At 45.3% G+C, this 19,523-nt stretch carries 18 protein-coding genes; 11 read left to right on the forward strand and 7 right to left on the reverse strand.

All coding sequences use genetic code 11. The features are described 5' to 3' along the window. Genes FEM33_RS08205 through FEM33_RS08215 form a run of 3 tightly spaced genes read left to right on the forward strand, consistent with a single transcriptional unit; the run spans position 1 to position 2,097 of the window. A complete protein-coding gene (locus tag FEM33_RS08205; RefSeq protein ID WP_139011553.1) occupies positions 1–1,086 on the forward strand; it encodes a Gfo/Idh/MocA family protein in 1,086 nt (361 codons plus the stop codon). A gap of 25 nt (positions 1,087–1,111) precedes the next feature. Continuing rightward, entirely contained in the window at positions 1,112–1,681 is a 570-nt protein-coding gene (locus FEM33_RS08210; RefSeq protein ID WP_374756423.1) for an acyl-CoA thioesterase, read from the forward strand. Then, positions 1,678–2,097: a DUF2141 domain-containing protein gene (locus FEM33_RS08215; protein ID WP_161597083.1), complete on the forward strand. Its 420-nt coding sequence runs from the start codon at positions 1,678–1,680 to the stop codon at positions 2,095–2,097. The genes FEM33_RS08210 and FEM33_RS08215 overlap by 4 nt, the downstream gene beginning before the upstream one ends. Positions 2,098–2,145: 48 nt before the next feature. On the opposite strand, the gene FEM33_RS08220 is transcribed toward FEM33_RS08215, so the two are convergent. After that, positions 2,146–3,705 (reverse strand): helicase HerA-like domain-containing protein, encoded by a 1,560-nt coding sequence (locus tag FEM33_RS08220; protein ID WP_139011556.1) that lies wholly within the window; start codon positions 3,703–3,705, stop codon positions 2,146–2,148. A 218-nt stretch (positions 3,706–3,923) separates the two neighbouring features. On the opposite strand from FEM33_RS08220, the gene FEM33_RS08225 reads away from it, so the two are divergent. From FEM33_RS08225 to FEM33_RS08240, 4 genes are all read left to right on the forward strand, one after another. Continuing rightward, a complete protein-coding gene (locus FEM33_RS08225) occupies positions 3,924–4,943 on the forward strand; it encodes an alpha-E domain-containing protein (protein ID WP_139011557.1) in 1,020 nt (339 codons plus the stop codon). Between the two features lie 62 nt (positions 4,944–5,005). Then, positions 5,006–5,848: a transglutaminase family protein gene (locus FEM33_RS08230; protein ID WP_139011558.1), complete on the forward strand. Its 843-nt coding sequence runs from the start codon at positions 5,006–5,008 to the stop codon at positions 5,846–5,848. Between the two features lie 109 nt (positions 5,849–5,957). After that, positions 5,958–7,361 carry a phosphoglucosamine mutase gene (glmM, locus tag FEM33_RS08235; protein WP_139011559.1) on the forward strand — a complete coding sequence of 468 codons (1,404 nt, stop codon included), beginning with the start codon at positions 5,958–5,960 and terminating at the stop codon, positions 7,359–7,361. 123 nt (positions 7,362–7,484) lie between these two features. Then, a complete protein-coding gene (locus tag FEM33_RS08240) occupies positions 7,485–8,633 on the forward strand; it encodes a cysteine desulfurase family protein (protein WP_139011560.1) in 1,149 nt (382 codons plus the stop codon). 18 nt (positions 8,634–8,651) lie between these two features. Here FEM33_RS08240 and hemH read toward each other — a convergent pair whose 3' ends face one another. The 6 genes from hemH to FEM33_RS08270 form a co-directional block, all read right to left on the reverse strand. After that, positions 8,652–9,722, reverse strand: coding sequence for a ferrochelatase (gene hemH, locus FEM33_RS08245; protein WP_139011561.1), 1,071 nt, complete (start codon positions 9,720–9,722; stop codon positions 8,652–8,654). A 93-nt stretch (positions 9,723–9,815) separates the two neighbouring features. Then, positions 9,816–10,763 (reverse strand): N-acetylornithine carbamoyltransferase, encoded by a 948-nt coding sequence (locus FEM33_RS08250; protein WP_139011562.1) that lies wholly within the window; start codon positions 10,761–10,763, stop codon positions 9,816–9,818. 74 nt (positions 10,764–10,837) lie between these two features. Then, the gene (locus FEM33_RS08255; RefSeq protein WP_139011563.1) at positions 10,838–11,974 is read right to left on the reverse strand and encodes an aspartate aminotransferase family protein; all 1,137 of its coding nucleotides are present in this window, start codon (positions 11,972–11,974) and stop codon (positions 10,838–10,840) included. 39 nt (positions 11,975–12,013) lie between these two features. Next, complete coding sequence (gene argC, locus FEM33_RS08260; RefSeq protein WP_139011564.1) at positions 12,014–13,021, reverse strand: N-acetyl-gamma-glutamyl-phosphate reductase; 1,008 nt, start codon at positions 13,019–13,021, stop codon at positions 12,014–12,016. A gap of 11 nt (positions 13,022–13,032) precedes the next feature. Further along, positions 13,033–14,235 carry an argininosuccinate synthase gene (locus FEM33_RS08265; RefSeq protein ID WP_139011565.1) on the reverse strand — a complete coding sequence of 401 codons (1,203 nt, stop codon included), beginning with the start codon at positions 14,233–14,235 and terminating at the stop codon, positions 13,033–13,035. Between the two features lie 132 nt (positions 14,236–14,367). Further along, positions 14,368–15,072 (reverse strand): GNAT family N-acetyltransferase, encoded by a 705-nt coding sequence (locus FEM33_RS08270; RefSeq protein ID WP_139011566.1) that lies wholly within the window; start codon positions 15,070–15,072, stop codon positions 14,368–14,370. 337 nt (positions 15,073–15,409) lie between these two features. Between FEM33_RS08270 and aat the strand changes: the two genes are divergently transcribed. The 4 genes from aat to FEM33_RS08290 all read left to right on the forward strand — a co-directional run bounded on the left by aat (position 15,410) and on the right by FEM33_RS08290 (position 19,506). Beyond that, positions 15,410–16,021 (forward strand): leucyl/phenylalanyl-tRNA--protein transferase, encoded by a 612-nt coding sequence (gene aat, locus FEM33_RS08275; RefSeq protein WP_139011567.1) that lies wholly within the window; start codon positions 15,410–15,412, stop codon positions 16,019–16,021. A 127-nt stretch (positions 16,022–16,148) separates the two neighbouring features. Next, positions 16,149–17,180: a glutamate 5-kinase gene (gene proB, locus FEM33_RS08280; RefSeq protein ID WP_139011568.1), complete on the forward strand. Its 1,032-nt coding sequence runs from the start codon at positions 16,149–16,151 to the stop codon at positions 17,178–17,180. Further along, positions 17,180–18,430 (forward strand): glutamate-5-semialdehyde dehydrogenase, encoded by a 1,251-nt coding sequence (locus FEM33_RS08285; protein WP_139011569.1) that lies wholly within the window; start codon positions 17,180–17,182, stop codon positions 18,428–18,430. The genes proB and FEM33_RS08285 overlap by 1 nt, the downstream gene beginning before the upstream one ends. Next, on the forward strand, positions 18,424–19,506 hold the full coding sequence (locus FEM33_RS08290; RefSeq protein WP_139011570.1) for a M20 family metallo-hydrolase: 1,083 nt from the start codon (positions 18,424–18,426) through the stop codon (positions 19,504–19,506). The genes FEM33_RS08285 and FEM33_RS08290 overlap by 7 nt, the downstream gene beginning before the upstream one ends. Positions 19,507–19,523 lie beyond the last annotated feature (17 nt).

Raw genomic sequence — 19,523 nt, forward strand, 5'->3', positions numbered from 1 at the left:
ATGAAAACAGCATTGTTATTGTTTATGGGTTTGTTAAGTATAAGTACGATGGCCCAGTCGCCCGTCCGGCTTGCAGTGGCCGGCCTGAGCCATGGCCATGTAGGCTGGGTGTTCAACCGCGCCGATAAAAAAGACATTGAACTCGTCGGTATTTATGAGCCGAATCCTGAACTGGTAAATCTTTTTGCCGAAAAATACAAGCTGGATAAAAAACTGTTTTTCTCCGATCTCAATAAAATGCTGGATCAGACAAAGCCGGAAGCGGTTTCTGCATTTGGGGCGATAAATGAACACATTACGATTGTCCGCGCCTGCGCACCCCGGAAAATTCATGTAATGGTGGAAAAACCTTTGGCCACCACTTTTTCGGATGCAAAGGAAATCCGGAAACTTGCGGAACAGAATGCCATTCAGGTGATGACGAATTACGAAACTTCCTGGTATGCAAGTAATCAGTACGTCAATGATCTGGTGCAGCAGGGAAAACTGGGCGATATCAGGAAAGTAATGGTCAATGACGGTCATCAGGGACCAAAGGAAATCGGTGTTAGCAGGGAATTTTTTGAAATACTGACCGATCCGGTAAAGAACGGCGCAGGCGCATTGATCGATTTCGGGTGTTACGGCGCCAATCTGATGACATGGCTGCTGAAAGGGGAGCGCCCGGTTTCCGTAACGGCCGTTACGCATCAGAACAAGCCGGACATTTACAAGAACGTAGACGACGAAGCATCCATCATTTTACAGTACCCGAAAGCGCAATGCATCATTCAGGGCTCGTGGAACTGGTCTTTTGCAAGAAAGGATATGGAAGTTTACGGAAACAAAGGTTATGCTGTTGCCGTAAACCCGACGGTTGTAAGACAAAGGCTTAGTGAAAAATCGCCCGAAGAAACGATCAAGCTGGATCCGCGGCCTGCTCCTTATACCGATCCGTTTTCCGTTCTGGCCGACGTTGTTCAGGGGCGATTGAAGCTGGATCAAAATGATCTGTACGGACTGCCGGTCAATGTTACAGTGGTTGAAATTCTGGAAGCAGCCAGGAATTCCGCAAAATCCGGCAAAACGGTTTTCCTGAGCAAATAACTTTACTGCCCTTTACTTCATGAATATGGAACCTCGCTCCGTACGTTTTTCACAGACTACATTAACAGAACTGATGATTCCTTCCTATGCCAATTTCGGCGGGAAAATACATGGCGGAATCCTGCTTTCACTGATGGATAAAGTCGCTTATTCCTGTGCAGCGCGGCATGCAGGAAATTATTGCGTTACGGTTTCTGTGGATGGCGTGGATTTTTTAGAGCCAGTTGAAGTAGGCGATCTGGTTTCGCTGCATGCATCGGTCAACTATGTCGGAAAAACTTCGCTGGTGATCGGAATACGGGTAATTGCTGAAAATGTGCGTACCGGCGTCCAGCGGCATACCAATACGTCCTACGTGACCATGGTTGCAAAAGGAAGTGACGACAAACCAACGGTTGTGCCGGAACTGCTGCTGGAAAATGAAGAGGACGCACGCCGGTTCCTGGAAGCAATCAAGCGGAGGGAGTTGAAGGAAACATACCGCAATGCCTTTGATAATGCAAAAACCAGGCTCGCAGTAAAAGAAAATCTGGATAAACTTTCCAGTCACAGGTGTGTGATCGGATGGGAAACAAAAAACAAAGACGTAAAATGAAACTACTGATTTTATCTGTTCTGTACGCATTCCTGAATTTTGGATCAGCGCCCAAAACTACATTGAATGTAGAAATCACAAATGTAAAAAAGGCGAAAGGCAAGCTCTGGATCGGGATCTACAAGCCCAATGAGAAATTCGGCGGCGACAAACCGGGCATCTACAAGCTGATCGATGTTCAGTCTGCCGGAAATCAGAACGCTACTTTTGAGCTTGAACCCGGCCGGTACGCACTGGCCGTTTATCACGATCTGAACAACAACAATGAAATGGATAAAAATCTGGTCGGAATTCCAAAGGAGCCATACGGTTTCAGCAAAGACTTCCGTCCGAAATTCTCCGCACCGAAATTCACTGATTGTGCTTTTGATGTTCCTGCAGCCGGGCAAAAGATTTCGGTAAAAATTACGGATTAACAACGTTTATAGCCACAGCCAAAATCAACGGCTGTGGCTTTTTATCTGTTAAAACCCGAACAAGCCACCGCCTGTTTTCCTGGTTCTTGAAGTGGATTTGCCAAACAGCATTCCGAAGACGCCTCTGACAACTTCCCGGCCGATTTGCTTGGCCAACGGCGATGATAATGCTTCTGAAACAACGCTTTTTTCTTCTTTCTCTCTTCTGGGAGCAGGTTTTCTTTCCTCTTTGCTGACAACCTCCGTTCTGGCATGTTCTTCCATTCTTCGGGTCAGTATTTCATAAGCACTTTCAGGATCGACAGGATCTTTGTATTTGGCGTATAGGCTTGACTGTCTGACATGATTTTCGTAATCTGCCTGCGACATCGGACCCATGACAGACGTTGGCGGCAGCAAGTGCGTGGCAGCAACTTCCGTCGGGATTCCTTTATCGTTCAAAACCGTGATCAATGCCTGGCCGATTCCGAGCGTCGTAAGCATCTGGTCAATTTCATAGAAGCTGGATTTCGGATAGGTTTTCACCGTTTGTTTCAAGGCATCTGCATCCTGCGGTGTAAATGACCTTAGCACGTGCTGGACACGGTTTCCAAGCTGGGAAAGTACCGAAACGGGAATATCCTGCGCCATTTGAGTGCAAAAGAAAATGCCGACGCCTTTTGACCGGATCAATCTTACAACCTGTTCGATTTGGTCCATAAATGCTTTGGGAGCACCTTTGAAAAGCAAGTGTGCTTCATCGAGAAAAAATACGAGTTTCGGTTTGTCCAGATCGCCGGCTTCCGGCAGTTTCTGATACAACTCGGCAAGCAGGCTGAGCATGAAGGTGGAGAACAAGGCCGGCTTGTCCTGAACATCCGAAATATTGAGCAGACTGATTACGCCCTGTCCGTCCACCCGATCGATCAGGTCGGTAATTTCAAAAGATTTTTCCCCGAATATGGTTCCGACACCCTGTTGTTCCAGCGCAACGATTTTTCTTAGAATCGTACCCGCAGTGGAAGATGAAATGCTTCCGTAATCCGCCTTGATTTCTGCCGCGCCCGGCCCTTCTGCCAGATAATTAAGTACTTTTTTGAGGTCATTCAGATCAACCATCGGCAGATCCTTGTCGTCGGCATATTTAAAAAGAACCGACAAAACACCCGACTGCGTTTCGTTCAGCTCGAATATTTTAGACAGCAATACCGGACCGAATTCCAGAATAGTGGCACGCATCTGCGCACCTTTCTGGCCGCTCAGTGAATAAAGTTCGACCGGATAGCCCTTTGGTTCAAAGGAAGTTCCGAGTATTTCCGAGCGTTCCTGCATCGCAGCATTGGCTGTTCCCGGCTGCGCAATTCCGGACAAATCCCCTTTTATATCCGACATGAAAACGGGTACGCCCGCCGCAGAAAGCTGTTCGGCAAGCAACTGCAGTGTGCGGGTTTTTCCGGAGCCGGTGGCGCCTGCAACGAGCCCGTGCCTGTTCATCATCCGCAAAGGCAGGTTTACACGCGCTTCGGTTAATATTTCACCATCCAGAATCGCAGACCCCAAATGGATAACGGGCTTGTCTGTTTTGTACGATTTCTGAATGGCTGCAATAAATTGTTCTTTTTTTGACACAGAATAACGGGTTATGATTTAAGACCTGTTAATTTACAAAAATTAACCTTTTCAGAAAGGCCCGAAGCATTTCACCGGAAAATACCGGAATTATAATCTTTTGTGAACTTATATTACTTTTCGCATATCCTTGTATTTGCAGAATTTTATTAGGTATTTTGAATTGACTGCTTAGTAATTATTTTGATTAATCATTTTAAAGATATTACCTTTTATTTATGCTTAGCCGAGTTGCCAATTCAATTTACTGGATGAATCGTTACATGGAACGGGCTGAAAACTATGCCCGTTTCGTAGGAGTCAATTTTAATCTTGCGTTGGATCTTCCTCCGGATGTAGACGAGCAATGGGAACCGCTTTTGATTGCAACTGCCGATCATTTCCTTTTTTACAAATATTACGAAAAGCCGACCAAGGAAGATGTTATCCATTTCATGACATTTGACAAGCGGAATCCCAATTCCATTATAAGCTGCCTGTATGAAGCCCGGGAAAACGCCCGCACGATACGCGAGACCATTTCCAAGGAAATGTGGGAAAGCATCAATACTTTTTACCTTTCGATACGCGGAACTTCACCGGATCATTTCCGGAATATGGACCATATGCAATCCTACTTTACGGACATCCGTAAAAACTGCCAGCTTTTTCACGGTGTTGTGGATGCTTCCATTACACGCAACGAAGCATGGCATTTTGGCCGGCTCGGAAGGCATATCGAGCGTGCAGACAAATGTTCGCGCTTTCTCGATGTCAAATATTTTACGCTTCTTCAGGATTCCGGCACTTCGGGTTCCACGCTGGACCTGATGCTATGGACGGCCGTACTGAAATCGGTGAGTGCATATAATATGTACAGGCAAACGCACAGAGCATTGACGCCCATGAACATCGTGGCATTTCTGATTCTGGACAAGCTGTTTCCAAGATCCATTGCCTATTGTGTACGGCAGGCGGAGCTTTCCTTGTATGCCATTGCAGGCTCTATTCCCGAACGCGGCCATACCAATCCGGCGGAACGTGCACTAAGCAAAATCAGGAGCGAACTGGAATTTACGGATGTGGAAGATGTGTTCAAAATGGGCCTGCACGAATATCTGGATCAGTTTCAGGTAAAAAATAATGAAGTGGACAATGCGATTTTTGACATGTACTTCGGCCTGGATACCGGACAATCGCAAAGCCAGTCAATGGGGCAATCTTCTTCGGGACAGTTCAGGACACAATGGATGAATTAATGGTAAGACAATCGTTTTTCAGTTCCTGCCAGATTCATATCGTTTATTGTAAATAAAAATTTATGGATCTGAAAGTCCGGCATTCCCTCGAATATCAGTACGATTCCCCGGTTGTACTGAAAACGCATGTACTTTATCTTTATCCGAGGTCCTATCCGCATCAGCGATTGCTGGAATATACCCTGCATATTGATCCGTTGCCTTCCAAAACCGTAAAGAATGTGGATGCCGAAGGGAATATTCAGCATCTTGTCTATTTTTTTAACCAGCCTTGCAGCCGTTTGATGGTGGAAGCTGAAATGACGGTTCGTTCGGAGCCTGTCAATGTTTTTGACTTTGTCCTGTTTCCTTTCGAGACAAGCAGGATTCCTTTTCTTTACGATAACAGCACCTTCAAATATCTGATTCCTTATCTTGATAAAAGCGACCTGACTGCTCAGGTTGAAACCTTTGCAAGCGAAATTGCCGATCAGGTCAATGGGCAGACCATACCGTTTCTTGTAGAACTCAGCAAGTATATCAGTTCCGGGTTTACATACCGGAATCGTGAATTCGGAAGTGCTTATTCGCCGGATGAAACGCTGAACAGTCGTAGCGGTTCGTGCCGGGAATTTGCCCGGTTGTACATTAGTGCTTGCAGAAGTGCCGGCATTGCAGCAAGATTTGTAAGCGGTTATTTGTACGGAAATCCTCAGCAGGCACATGAATTGCATGCATGGGCGGAAGTATATTTGCCCGGCGCAGGATGGCGGGGTTTTGATCCGACAGAAGGCAAGTCCGTAGTAAACAGGCATATAAGTATGGGAGCTTCGGCGGATTTTGACAAGCTGGCACCGGTAATGGGTTCTTTTCTCGGTTACTCGGGCTCCGGTTTGCTGACAAACGTAAGTATAGAGCTGCTTTGACCGGCAGAAAATACACAAATCCGAATGTTGTTTTTGTTTGAAGAAAAACCGGCAGCAGAGAGGGAAATTTAGTATTTTTGCAACCAAACAAAAAGAGGAATTCTAGATCGTGACATTAATCAAATCTATCTCAGGAATCAGAGGTATTGTGGGTGGAAAATCGGGTGAGGCGCTGACTCCGATTGATGTTGTTAAATTTTCAGCGGCATACGGAACCTGGCTCAGACGTACCAATCCACAAAATACAAAAGTGGTGATCGGAAGAGATGCAAGGTTATCGGGTGAAATGATCAGCCGGCTGGTAGCAGGTACATTGCAGGGCGTTGGACTGCATGTTATAGACCTTGGTCTTTCTACTACGCCAACTGTGGAAATCGCAGTAATTGCAGAAGCAGCAGCAGGCGGGATCATCCTTACAGCAAGTCACAACCCTATTCAGTGGAATGCGCTTAAACTTCTGAACCACGACGGCGAATTCATTTCAGAGTCCGAAGGAGAAGAAGTTCTGAGAATTGCAGATCACGAAGATTTTGCGTTTGCAGATGTCAAAAAGCTGGGAAGCTACAGTTCAGATGATTCCTATCTTCAGAAGCATCTGAATCAGGTGCTTGCCCTTCCTTTGGTAGATGTTGACGCGATCAGAAATGCTAATTTTCGTATTGTTGTGGATGCCGTAAATTCTACAGGCGGAATCATCGTACCCATGCTGCTTGAAGCACTTGGTGTTTCTCCGAAAAATATAAAAAAGCTTAACTGCGAACCGACCGGGAATTTTGCCCATAATCCCGAACCGCTTCCGGAACATCTCCGTGAAATCAGTAAAGAATTAAAAGACGGCTCGTATAACCTCGGTATTGTTGTGGACCCGGATGTTGACCGACTTGCGCTGATGTGTGAAGACGGAAGCCCTTTTGGCGAGGAATATACACTTGTGGCAGTAGCCGATTACGTACTTAAAAATACGCCCGGCAATACGGTCTCCAACCTGTCTTCCACAGCTGCATTGAAGGACGTTACCCTAAAAGCCGGCGGGAAATACTTTGCTTCTGCAGTTGGTGAAGTCAATGTGGTGAATGCGATGAAGGAAAACAATGCCATCATCGGCGGAGAAGGAAACGGCGGCGTCATTTATCCTGAAAGCCATTACGGAAGGGATGCGTTGGTGGGAATTGCATTGTTCCTTTCTCATCTGGCCAAATTCGGAAAAACTGCTTCTGTGCTGCGCAGGTCTTATCCCAATTACTATATTTCAAAAAATAAAATTGAACTCACGCCTGAAATCAACGTTGATAACATATTGAGCCGCATTCAGGCGAGGTATTCCAAACAACCGCTGAATACGATTGATGGCGTGCGTATTGAGTTTGACCGGGAATGGGTACATTTACGAAAATCCAATACAGAGCCGATCATCCGGATATATTCCGAATCGGAAACGCAGACAACCGCTACGAACCTTGCCAATAAGATTATTTCTGACATCAAGGAAATTATTTCGGAACCCAAGAATTAACAGCAATCCGGTTTGATGATCGCATATTGCAAAAATACCTTCACCCGTTCCGCGGGTGATTTTTGTTAAAATGAAGTTAGACTTTGGTTTCATGCCCTTGTTTAACTTATTAAATTATTGAGTATGAAAGTTTACCTCGATAATGCTGCCACTACCCGCCTTGATCCGGAAGTACTGGAAGTAATGTTGCCCATTATGACGGAACAATATGGCAATCCGTCCTCCATTCATTCACAGGGCCGGGCAGCACGTTCGGCAATAGAAAGAGCAAGAAAGAGTATTGCAGGTATTCTGAATGCAGCGCCTGCTGAAATATTCTTCACCTCGGGCGGTACCGAAGCGGATAATACGGCGATTCGTTCCAGCATTGAAACACTCAGACTGAAACATGCCGTTACTTCCCGCATCGAGCACCATGCCGTTTTGCATACGCTGGAACATCTTCATAAAGCTGGCCAAATCGAGCTTAGTTATGTGGATATCAATGAAAAAGGAGAAGTAGATCTTGAGCATCTGGAAACATTGCTGGGTTCAAATCCGCGTTCTCTCGTTTCTTTAATGCACGGCAACAATGAGATCGGCAATCTGCTTGATCTGGATTTAGCAGGAGCAATCTGTGAAAAATATAATGCGGTTTTTCACTGTGACACGGTACAGACAATGGGCCATTACAAACATGATCTGCAGCAATTAAAGACCAATTTCATTGTCGGAGCTGCGCACAAGTTCAATGGCCCGAAAGGAGTAGGGTTTTTATACGTTAGGCCGGGCATCAAAATAGTGCCGTTTGTACACGGAGGTGCTCAGGAGCGCAACATGCGGGGCGGAACGGAAAATATTTACGGAATCGTTGGTCTCGCCAAGGCACTGGAAATTGCTTATCGTGACATGGACTCGCATGAAAAGCATATCAAAGGGCTTAAAGCACGCATGATTGAGAAACTGCGCGAGCATATTGAAGGCGTTACTTTCAATGGCAATTCGGCCGATCTTGATAAAAGCCTTTATACGGTTCTGAATGTAAGTCTTCCGCCGTCTGAAATCAGTGATATGCTGTTGTTTAATCTGGATATTGCCGGAATTGCCGTGTCCGGCGGCAGCGCCTGTTCGAGCGGAACAGAAATCGGTTCGCATGTGCTGAATGAACTGCAGATTGATCCGGACCGCGCCAACGTCCGTTTTTCATTTGGCAAATACAATACCGAAGAAGAAATAGATTATGCGGTAAATACGCTTGCGGCATTGTACCGGAAAGAAAGCATCGCTTTATAAAATCCAAATCCGGCTGTATTATACAGCCGGATTTTTAATCATATCTTCCAGCGCTTCAATCCAGATATCGCTGTCATTCAGGCTTTCTACAAGCTGCCAGTGAATGCCGCCTTCTTTTTCAAACAATTCTTTATACTCTTCGCCCACTTCAATCGTCGTTTCCAGGCAATCAGAGACAAAAGCCGGTGAAAATGCCAGTGCATTCTTTACGCCTTTTTTGGTCAGTTCAGGAATTACTTCATCCGTGTAAGGCTTGATCCAAGGATTTTTGCCCAGCCGGGACTGAAAACAGGTTGTGTATTTTCCTTCTGGAATTCCTAATCCTTTTACCAGAAGACGTGTGGTTTCAAAGCATTGGGCGCGGTAACAATGCTGGTTTCTGTGATCAAGCTGATTGCAGCAGCTTCCGAACTGACAAAAACTGCCGGTAACATCCCCTTTTGTAATCTGTCTTTCGGGCAAGCCGTGATAACTGAATACAAAATGGTCATAATCGCGTTCGGCCATGTATTTTTTGCCCAGATTCACAAAGCCCTCTATGAATTTGGGATGATCCAGAAAGCGGTTTACAAAGCGGATTTCAGGAAGCACTTCCCAGTCCTGCACAACGCGCATGACTTCCTTGTAAACCGAACCCGTTGAGGCAGAGGCGTACTGCGGAAAGAACGGAACAACAATAATCTCGGAAAGGCATTGTTTTCTTAATTCTTTCAGTCCGTTTTCAATGCTCGGACTTTGATAACGCATGGCAAGTTCTACGACATAATCGTTTCCAAGCACTTTCTGCAGTTTGTCTTTTACCGAATAGCCATAGATTTTCAGAGGAGAGCCATCCGGGCGCCAGAGCTGCTTGTAAACTTTTGCAGATTTCGGGGCACGGAACGGCGCAATAATCAGATTGATAAGCATCCATCTGTTCAGATAAGGAATATCTATAACCCTTTCATCCATCAGAAACTGACGCAAATATTTACGTACGTCAGGAACAGAAGGCGTATCCGGCGTTCCCAGATTTACAATCAGAACGCCCGTTTTATGAATTGATTTTTTAGTCGTTCTTAGAGGCTGAGTCAGTATTTCGGTACTCATTACAAGTATTTGTTTTCAGGTATTTTGAAGATGCCGTATTTCATATTAACTGCATCCTGATCTTTAAAAGTTCGTTTCCGAAAGTGTAATTCTTTATAATCCCAGCAGCACTTCGCGAAGTACAGCCTGCGCAGACCACTCGCGGTTTGCCGCCTGTTCAATAACAAGAGACCTTGGGCCGTCCAGCACTTCATCGGCAACCTTCATATTGCGCCGTAAAGGCAGGCAGTGCATGAATTTTCCATTGTCTGTCAAAGCCATCTTGGCTTCGGTAATCATCCAGGAAGGATCGCTTGTGAGTACTTGTCCGTAATGCTGATAAGACGACCAGTTTTTCCCGTACACGAAGTCGGCACCTTCCAATGCTTTGTCCTGATCGTAAATAACCTGGCCTTTTCCGACAAATTCCGGTGCCAGATCGTAGCCTTCGGGGTGTGTGATAACCAGCTCAACATCCATCGGGTTCATCCATTCGCAAAAGGAGTTGGCAACGGCCTGCGGCAACGCCTTGAAGTGCGGAAGCCACGTCAGCACGACTTTGGGACGCTGTTTGATCTTGAATTCTTCAATGGTAATACAATCCGCCAACGACTGCAGCGGATGCCTTGTGGCAGATTCAAGATTGACAATCGGAACGTCGGCGTATTTTTTAAACTGTTCGAAAACAATTTCAGAATAGTCTTTTTCCCGATCCTGAAGACCTGCAAAGGAACGGATTCCGATGATGTCACAATAGCTGCCGATTACCGCCGCTGCTTCCTTTACATGTTCCGCTTTGTCGCCGTTCATGATGACGCCTTCTTCCATTTCCAGACCCCAGCCATCCTGTCCTACATTCATCGTAATCACATTAAGTCCGAGATTTTGCGCCGCCTTTTGCGTGCTGATCCGGGTTCTTAAGCTGGAATTGAAAAACAGGAGTCCGATTGTTTTGTTTTTACCAAGCCCAATATTGACAAAAGGATCACGCTTTGCAGCGATGCCGTTTGTAATAAGCTGATTCAGGTCGGTTACGTCTTTTATGGAAAGAAAATGTTTCATCAGTTCAGATCAGTAGCAAAGTTCCGGATAGGTACCGTTCCTTTTATATCAATATTCAGGTGTAATTATTAATTTCAAACGGCAGCAACCGATACTTCTTTTCTCAATGCTTCCAGGAACATATCGGCTTCATTTTTGCCCAATGCCAGCGAAGGCAGCAAACGAATTGTATTCGCGCCGGCAACTCCTGTAAACATTTTGTGTTCAAACAGCAGTTTATTCCGTAAATCTTTCACGGCAAAATCGTATTCTATCCCAATCATCAGCCCGCGCCCTCTCAGTTCCTTGTATCCGCCGATTTCCTCAATTCCTCTAAAAAGATAGTTGCCGATTTCAGCAGCATTTTCCATCAGGTTTTCATCTTTCATGATATCCAGAACAGCAACGCCGGCGGCACATGCCAGGTGATTTCCTCCGAAAGTAGTTCCCAGCAAACCGTAGCTTGCCTTGAATTTGGGAGAAATCAGGATTCCGCCGATCGGAAACCCGTTGCCCATTCCTTTTGCCATGGAAATAATGTCCGCTTCAATTCCGCTGAACTGGAAAGAAAAGAACTTTCCGGTACGCCCGTAACCGCATTGTACGCTGTCCATAATGAGAATAGCACCGGTTTCGTCGCATTTGCTTCTCAATGCCTGTAAAAACTCGTCCGTACAAACATTGATCCCGCCAACGCCCTGAATCCCTTCTACGATAACGGCACAAACTTCATCTGTAATGCCTTGTTCCAGCGACTCAACATCGTTGAAAGGCAGGAAAGTAACGTGCTTGTTATAATTTACCGGAGCAACAATGGACGGATTGTCCGTTGCAGCCACAGCGCCTGCAGTACGTCCGTGAAAGGATTTTGTAAAGGAAACAACCTTGGTGCGTCCATTATGAAAAGAGGCCAGTTTCAGCGCATTTTCGTTGGCTTCCGCTCCCGAATTGCATAAAAACAGCTTGTAATCAGGATGTCCGGAAAGCGCACCGAGCTTTTCAGCAAGTTCTTCCTGCAAGGATATTTTAACCGAATTGGAGTAAAAGCTGATTGCATGAAGCTGTTTGGTCAGCATTTCTACGTAATACGGATGGCAGTGACCAACCGAAATAACTGCATGGCCGCCGTACAGATCAAGGTATTTGGTCCCGTTCTGGTCCCATAAATAACTTCCCTGCGCCTTGACCGGCTCTATATCGTAAATAGGGTATACATCAAATAAATGTGACATTTCCGTTTGATTAAGATGTCTTCTGATTTTATTTAACAATTAAAAAGCAGGTGCTTTCAGTCTTAATCCGGCATCTTCCGGCAATCCGAAAAGCAGATTCAGGTTTTGTACCGCCTGTCCGGAAGCACCTTTTGTAAGATTGTCTATAATGCTTGTAACCAGCAACTTTCCGTCATGCACTTCCAGGCTGATGAGGCATTTGTTAGTATTGACAACCTGTTTCAGATCAACCGGTGCATCGCTTACATGCGTAAATGGATGCGAAGCATAAAAGTCCTTATAAAGATTTTTTGCTTCTTCAATGGTGCCGCTGAAGGTGGTATAAACATTGGCCATAATGCCGCGCGTGTAATCGCCGCGATACGGAATGAAGTTGATGGCTTTGTCAAATCCATTCTGAAGCCTGCCTACGCTCATCTTGATTTCGGTCAGATGCTGATGCGTAAATGCCTTGTAAACAGACATATTGTTGTTCCGCCAGGTAAAATGTGTTGTCGGGCTCAATGCCTGACCTGCGCCTGTACTTCCCGTAACGGCACTGACATGAATTTCATCGTTAATTAAACCCGCATTGGCCAATGGCAGAATAGCAAGTTCAATACTGGTTGCAAAACAGCCCGGATTGGCAATTTTACGGGCAGTTCTGATTTTGTCTTTCTGCAATTCAGGCAATCCGTAAATAAAGCCTTCCGACTCATTGCGGAAATCGGTACTCAGGTCAATGATTTTTACAGATTCCGGAACCGTAAATTCTGACAAAAACTTTTTTGATTCTCCATGTCCGGAACAAAGGAAAATGGCATGAAGATCCGTTGCATTCAGTAATTCCTGCATATCATTTCCGGTAAAAACCAGTTCTGTATCGCCCAGAAGATCCGTATGCGTGGCATAAACCGGTTTCCCAGCCTGACTTTTACTATGTGCAAAAGCAATATTTACATTGGGATGATTAATCAGAATTCGGATCAGTTCTCCGCCTGTGTATCCCGCCGCACCAATTATTCCTATATTAATAGAATTTGCAGTACTATGTGTTAATGAGTCCATATATTAAATGATTAACTTTCTAAGGACTCACTTACTTTCTGATAAATCATTACCTGATTGGAAGCTACTTTCGAAAAACCGCGGACGTCGTCACCAGTCCAGGCATTGTTCATTTCGCCGTAGCTGCCGAATTTGGAAGACATCAGATCAAACGGCGATTCGATTCCTTCCACATGAAAACGATATGGTGCCAGAAAAACATGGACTTTTCCTGTAACATGCGATTGCGTGTCCGTCAGGAAAGTTTCAATGTTGCGCATCACCGGTTCTACAAACTGACCTTTGTGCAGCAGGCTTCCGTACCAGTTTGAAAGCTGTTCTTTCCAGTAAAGCTGCTGTTCGCTCAGCACATGTTTTTCCAGCGTATGATGCGCTTTGATAATAATCAGCGGCGCGGCAGCTTCAAAACCGACACGGCCTTTGATACCGATAATCGTATCACCAACATGAATATCCCGCCCGATTCCGAAAGGCTGTGCAATGGCGGCAAGTTTCTGAATGGCCTGAACCGGATTGTCAAAAGTTTCTCCGGCAACGGCTTTCAGTTCGCCTTTTATAAATTCAAGCGTAATGGTTTCCGGCTCGGTTTTGGAAACCTGCGTAGGCCATGCCGATTCCGGCAGGTATTGTTCAGAAGTCAATGTCTCTTTTCCACCGACGGAAGTTCCCCAAAGTCCTTTATTGATGCTATAAGCCGCTTTTGCCCATTCACGTCCGACGCCTTTGTTGGTCAGATATTCGATTTCGGCTTCGCGGGAAAGTTTAAGGTCACGGATCGGCGTAATGATTTCAGCTTCCGGAATGATGATACGAAAAGCCATATCAAAACGAACCTGATCGTTTCCGGCGCCTGTACTTCCGTGTGCAATGGCACTGGCGCCTATTTCTTTGGCATATTCCGCAACGGCAACCGCCTGGAACACGCGTTCTGCACTTACGGAAAGCGGGTAAGTATTATTTTTAAGGATATTTCCGAAGATCAGATATTTGATGCAATCATTATAATAATCGCTGGTCTTGGAAATCGTTGCATGTTTTTTTACGCCAAGAGCGTATGCGTTGGCTTCAATCGTTTTCAGTTCTTCTTCGGAAAAGCCGCCGGTATCCACCAGAACAGAATGAACTTCATAACCTTTATCCTCGGCTAAATATTTAACACAAAAGGAGGTATCTAATCCTCCGCTGAACGCTAATACTACTTTTGGCTGTGACATTATAAAAACGGGATTCTATTAAATGCTGAAAATGGAAGTACAAAGTAACAAAAAATACCTCGCTTCGGCTTGTTTTGACTGCCGGGCGAGGTATTTAAAAGATATATAAGATCTGTAAATGAATGCGGTACTTTAATGTACGAGCACGGCCCCGGCGTTTTTCTTTTTGGCGCGTTCTTCCCTTCGCAGTAAAATGCGTTGTTTGATACGCATCCAGCGCTCATAAAGGCTCGACTCTTTCAGGAAATCCCAGGAAGTTTTTTCCACTTCCGGTTTTTTCTTGTCGTCCGGGTTATACATCATGCCGGTGCAAAGACAGTGCTTTCTGCCGGTACGCGTCAAAACATCGTAATTAACGCAGCTTGCACAACCTTTCCAGAACGCGTCGTCCGCAGGAAGTTCGCTGAACGTAACGGGTTCATAGCCAAGGTCCGAATTGATTTTCATAACCGGCAAGCTCGTCGTGATACCAATGATTTTGGCATCCGGGTATTTGGTGCGTGACAGTTCAAACGCCTTTTGCTTGATTGCCTTGGCCATTCCGCTGTTGCGGAAATCAGGATGTACGATAAGGCCTGAATTCGCTACGAACTTTCCGTGTTCCCACGTTTCTATATAGCAGAAACCAACCCATTCGCCGGTTTCCGTTGTTGCAATAATTGCTTTTCCTTCCACCATTTTCTCCATGATATAAACAGGAGAACGTTTGGCTATTCCGGTACCACGCTTTTTGGCGCTCTCTTCCATTTCTGCACAGATAATTTCGGCAAAACGGAAATGATTTTCATTGGCAGTCTGAACGATAAACTTACTGCCCACTACTTCGGTATTTTTCATTGATGGCTACTCTGACAAAAATGTTCGAAACAATAATTAATATACCCAGAATAAAAACGATGGGACGTTTCAGGAATTATAAAGGAAAAAGGGGTATAAAAGCTTTACCACGTAGGTAAAAGATAATCATGCGGTCCGCGGGGACCTGAATCGGAAAGGCGTAGTATGAAGAACAGTATGTATGCCGTTGTTGTTCATTGACTTGGTTGTGTGTCGTAGTAAGGTGCAAATTTTGAAAAAAAAATTGTCACTCCAAAGAAACAGAAAATATATTTTTATGGTTCGTTTGATGCGTTAAATTCTAACAGCTGCTGATAAATTCTAACTAACTGCTTCAATGTCAGAGATTACAACCGATGATTTACTGTATGGATATATTAACGGCATATTTCCGATGGCTGAGGCAGACGGCACCATTTACTGGTATTCGCCGGATCCAAGGGCCATTATTCCCATCGAAACGTATAAACCTTCCAAATCACTTCGCCCGGTTCTGAATAAAAAGTATTTTGAGATAAGAGTAAATACAGATTTTGAAGGCGTGATGCGCGGATGTGCCGGGCCGCGGACAAACGAAACAGGTACGTGGATTTCCGAAGAAATCATTGCAACATACACATCGCTGCATCAGCTGGGTTATGCGCACAGCGTGGAAGCTTACCGGAACGGCAAGCTGGCGGGCGGGCTTTACGGTGTATCTGTAAACGGTGCATTTTTCGGGGAATCCATGTTCTCGGCAGAAAGCAATGCGTCCAAGGTTGCATTTCATTATCTGATCCAGATCCTGCGCAGAAACCGGTTTGCTCTGCTGGATACACAATTTATCAATGACAATGTGCTGCGTTACGGCGCCATCGAAATTCCAAGAAACATTTATCTTGAACTTTTGAAGCAGGCTCTGAAACTGAAAATAAAATTTGACGGAAGCGTACCTGAAAACCCTTTCTGATTCAAATAATGCCGGTATAAAGCAGGAAAGTATTCAACTTCATTTTAAATGATTTATTTTTAGCCCAAAATCGGCTTTCAAAAAGCATGTGCGGAACTTGCGGCATGCCATTATTTCAGATATTAAAGTGTCAAAACCAATATTAGTAATAAAGTTCGGTACCGCTTCTATTACACTTCCTTCCGGCGAGCCTGATATCCGGATCATTTCGGAAATAGCGCGGCAGGTCTCGGAAATTCATTCCGGCTATCGCATTATTATTGTTTCTTCCGGGGCGGTGGGTGCCGGAAAAGCCTATATTCAGGATTATAAAGGCACCATGACGCAGCGAAAAGCCGCTGCTTCGGTTGGAAATCCTTTGCTTGTCGGCTTGTATGCGAATCATTTTGCACCCAATAAAATATACATTGCACAAAGTCTCTGTGAAAGGCAGCATTTTGCAAACCGGGGCAAATTTCTGCAGTTGAAAGAAACATTTGAAGAGCTCTGGGAAAACAATATCATTCCAATTGTTAATGAAAATGACGTGGTTAGTGACCGTGAGCTGAAATTTTCGGATAATGATGAACTTGCTACTTTGCTTGCAGTCGGTTTCGGTGCGGAAATACTGATGTTTTGTACGTCTGTGGGCGGACTTCTTGACGAACAGGGGAAAATCCTGAGGAACGTATCGAATGTAAATGAAGTTTTTAAATTTGTAAGAACCGATAAATCATTCCTCGGACTTGGCGGAATGGCTTCCAAGCTTACCTTTGCCAAACTTGCGGCGCGTATGGCAATCCGGGTTATTATTTTCGGCATGAACGGAAAGGATGAACTGCTGGAAGCGCTGAAAGGAAATGCCGGAACGCTTATTCAGCCGGGGAAAAGTACGTTATCCGCCCGCAACCGCTGGCTTGGAAGCGGAGGGCTCGTATCCGGCAGATTACAGATTGATGAAGGCGCTTCGAAGGCTTTGTTAAAAAGAAAAAGTCTTCTGGCAGTAGGCGTAACCGAAGTGGACGGCGATTTTGAATCCGGAGAAATCATCGAAATTTATTCGCACGAAAAAGAAATGATCGCCGTGGCAAGAGCAAGGGAAACTTCCTCGGCCATTCGTGCAAACCTGAAAACACTGAATTTTGAAGTGGCGCATGCCAATGATATTGTTTTACTCTGATGGAATCTATCTTACCGCTTTTAAAGGAAACCAGAAATGCATCCGCCGCTGTTCGCCGGCTGACGGACGAGCAGCGTTCCGAACTGCTTGTGGCACTTTCCGAACTGGTTTTATCCAATGCCGAAAACATCATTACGGAAAACCGGAAAGACCTTGCCTTGATGGATGATGCCGATCCGAAAAAAGACCGGTTGCTTCTGAATGAGAAAAGGATCAGAGATCTGGCGCAAAGTCTGCGCGATGTAGCCGCGCTGCCCGATCCTTCCGGCGATATTTTTCCTGAAAAAACGATTGAACAAGGGCTTTCTTTAACGAAAATTGCCGTGCCGCTTGGCGTTGTAGGCGTCATCTACGAATCACGCCCGAATGTAACGATTGATGTGGCTTCGCTTTGCCTGCGTTCGGCCAATGCCTGCGTGCTCAAAGGCGGCAAGGAAGCGCATTATTCCAATACGTATCTGGTCAGTCTGATTCATGAAGCACTTGCGCAATTCGGTATTCCGGATGCGGCTGTTACGCTGCTGCCGACCGGACGTGAATTTGTAGGCGAACTGCTCACTGCCACGCAGTATGTGGATATCATTATTCCGCGCGGTTCGGAAGGACTTATCAAATACGTTAGGCAAAATTCGCTTGTTCCGACCATAGAAACCGGAGCCGGAGTTTGCCATACGTATATTGAAAAAACAGGCGATCTGGATAAAGGGGCGCAGATTGTTGTCAATGCGAAAGTGTCGAAACCGGCGGCTTGCAATGCGCTGGATACTGTTCTTGTTGATCGCGAAGTTGCAGAAAGCTTTTTGCCGAAATTAAAAGAGGGTTTTGTCAAATGGAATGTAGAGGTTTTTGCTGACGAAACTGCTTATCCGATTTTGGAAAATGCAGGTTATCCATACCTGCAAAAAGCGCAGCCGGACGATTTTGGAAGAGAATTTCTGGATTTCAAATGTTCTGTAAAAATTGTGGACGGGCTGGACGATGCATTGAAAAATATCGAAATGTACTCTTCGCGCCATTCGGAAGCCATTGTTTCCACAGACAAGCATGCAATTGAAACATTCCTCAAAGAAGTGGATGCAGCTTCGGTTTACGCCAATGCTTCCACCCGGTTTACAGACGGCGGCGTTTTTGCATTGGGTGCGGAAATCGGGATTTCTACACAAAAACTACATGCAAGAGGGCCTTTTGCACTGGAAAAGCTTGTAACTGAAAAATGGATTGTAAAAGGGGACGGACAGGTAAGATGGTAATGACTTCAGAAAATTTACAGTTGCATACGGAAGAAGCCATTGCGCTTTTGAAAGGTTTGATTGAACTGCCTTCGTTCAGCAGAGAGGAAACGCAGACTGCTGCGTTGATTTCAGATTTTTTTACAGGTAAAAATATTCCTTTTCAGACCAAGAAAAATAACATCTGGGCATATAACCGCCATTTTGATGAAAGCAAGCCTACGATTTTGCTGAATTCCCATCATGACACCGTAAAGCCCAACAAATCCTGGACGCTGGACCCTTTCAAAGCCATTACAGATGATGAAAAACTGTATGGTTTGGGAAGTAATGATGCCGGCGGATGTCTTGTTTCGCTGATAGCAACTTTTTGCCACTTCTATAATCGTAAAGATCTAAGCTATAATCTGGTTATGGCTGCAACGGCGGAAGAAGAAATATCCGGTAAGGACGGATTGGAAATAGTCATTCCCGAACTGCCCGAAATTTCATTTGCTATCGTAGGCGAGCCGACTGAAATGAACCTTGCAGTCGCTGAAAAAGGTTTGCTGGTGCTGGATTGCACGGCAAAAGGAAAATCCGGACATGCAGCAAGGGAAGAAGGAGAAAATGCCATTTACAAAGCATTGAAGGATATTCAGTGGATTTCCGGTTTCAGTTTCCCAAAAGTTTCACCGACGCTTGGCCCGATCAAAATGTCTGTTACCATCATCAACGCGGGAACGCAGCATAACGTAGTGCCCGACGCCTGTACATTCACGATTGATGTCAGGGTAACGGAACAGTATTCGCTGGAAGAAGTCATTGAAGTTATCCAGAGCAATATTCAGTCCGAGGTTTCTGCAAGATCAATCCGGCTGCGGCCGTCCAGCATTCCGATGGAACATCCCATTGTTCAGGAAGGCTTGAAACTCGGCCGGGCTGCTTATGGCTCGCCCACAACTTCCGACCAGGCTTTACTGGATTGTCCGTCGCTGAAAATGGGGCCGGGCCATTCTGCAAGATCGCATAGTGCGGATGAATTTATTTACCTCCGGGAAATAGAAGAAGGCATTGCGCAGTATATAAAAATGCTGGAACGGGTTATCGCAGGTTAAAGAAATTATCTTTAATT

It is taken from the genome of Dyadobacter flavalbus (assembly GCF_006149045.1).
In the GTDB taxonomy this organism is placed as follows: Bacteria; Bacteroidota; Bacteroidia; order Cytophagales; family Spirosomataceae; genus Dyadobacter; species Dyadobacter flavalbus.

Bases quoted from the DNA above. Each gene is read 5' to 3' on its own strand.
- FEM33_RS08240 (WP_139011560.1), top strand. From the start codon at position 7,485: ATGAAAGTTTACCTCGATAATGCTGCCACTACCCGCCTTGATCCGGAA.
- FEM33_RS08265 (WP_139011565.1), bottom strand. From the start codon at position 14,235: ATGTCACAGCCAAAAGTAGTATTAGCGTTCAGCGGAGGATTAGATACC.
- FEM33_RS08230 (WP_139011558.1), top strand. From the start codon at position 5,006: ATGGATCTGAAAGTCCGGCATTCCCTCGAATATCAGTACGATTCCCCG.
- FEM33_RS08210 (WP_374756423.1), top strand. From the start codon at position 1,112: ATGGAACCTCGCTCCGTACGTTTTTCACAGACTACATTAACAGAACTG.
- FEM33_RS08205 (WP_139011553.1), top strand. From the start codon at position 1: ATGAAAACAGCATTGTTATTGTTTATGGGTTTGTTAAGTATAAGTACG.
- argC (WP_139011564.1), bottom strand. From the start codon at position 13,021: ATGGACTCATTAACACATAGTACTGCAAATTCTATTAATATAGGAATA.
- hemH (WP_139011561.1), bottom strand. From the start codon at position 9,722: ATGAGTACCGAAATACTGACTCAGCCTCTAAGAACGACTAAAAAATCA.
- FEM33_RS08215 (WP_161597083.1), top strand. From the start codon at position 1,678: ATGAAACTACTGATTTTATCTGTTCTGTACGCATTCCTGAATTTTGGA.
- FEM33_RS08290 (WP_139011570.1), top strand. From the start codon at position 18,424: ATGGTAATGACTTCAGAAAATTTACAGTTGCATACGGAAGAAGCCATT.
- FEM33_RS08225 (WP_139011557.1), top strand. From the start codon at position 3,924: ATGCTTAGCCGAGTTGCCAATTCAATTTACTGGATGAATCGTTACATG.
- FEM33_RS08255 (WP_139011563.1), bottom strand. From the start codon at position 11,974: ATGTCACATTTATTTGATGTATACCCTATTTACGATATAGAGCCGGTC.
- aat (WP_139011567.1), top strand. From the start codon at position 15,410: ATGTCAGAGATTACAACCGATGATTTACTGTATGGATATATTAACGGC.
- FEM33_RS08250 (WP_139011562.1), bottom strand. From the start codon at position 10,763: ATGAAACATTTTCTTTCCATAAAAGACGTAACCGACCTGAATCAGCTT.
- FEM33_RS08285 (WP_139011569.1), top strand. From the start codon at position 17,180: ATGGAATCTATCTTACCGCTTTTAAAGGAAACCAGAAATGCATCCGCC.
- FEM33_RS08270 (WP_139011566.1), bottom strand. From the start codon at position 15,072: ATGAAAAATACCGAAGTAGTGGGCAGTAAGTTTATCGTTCAGACTGCC.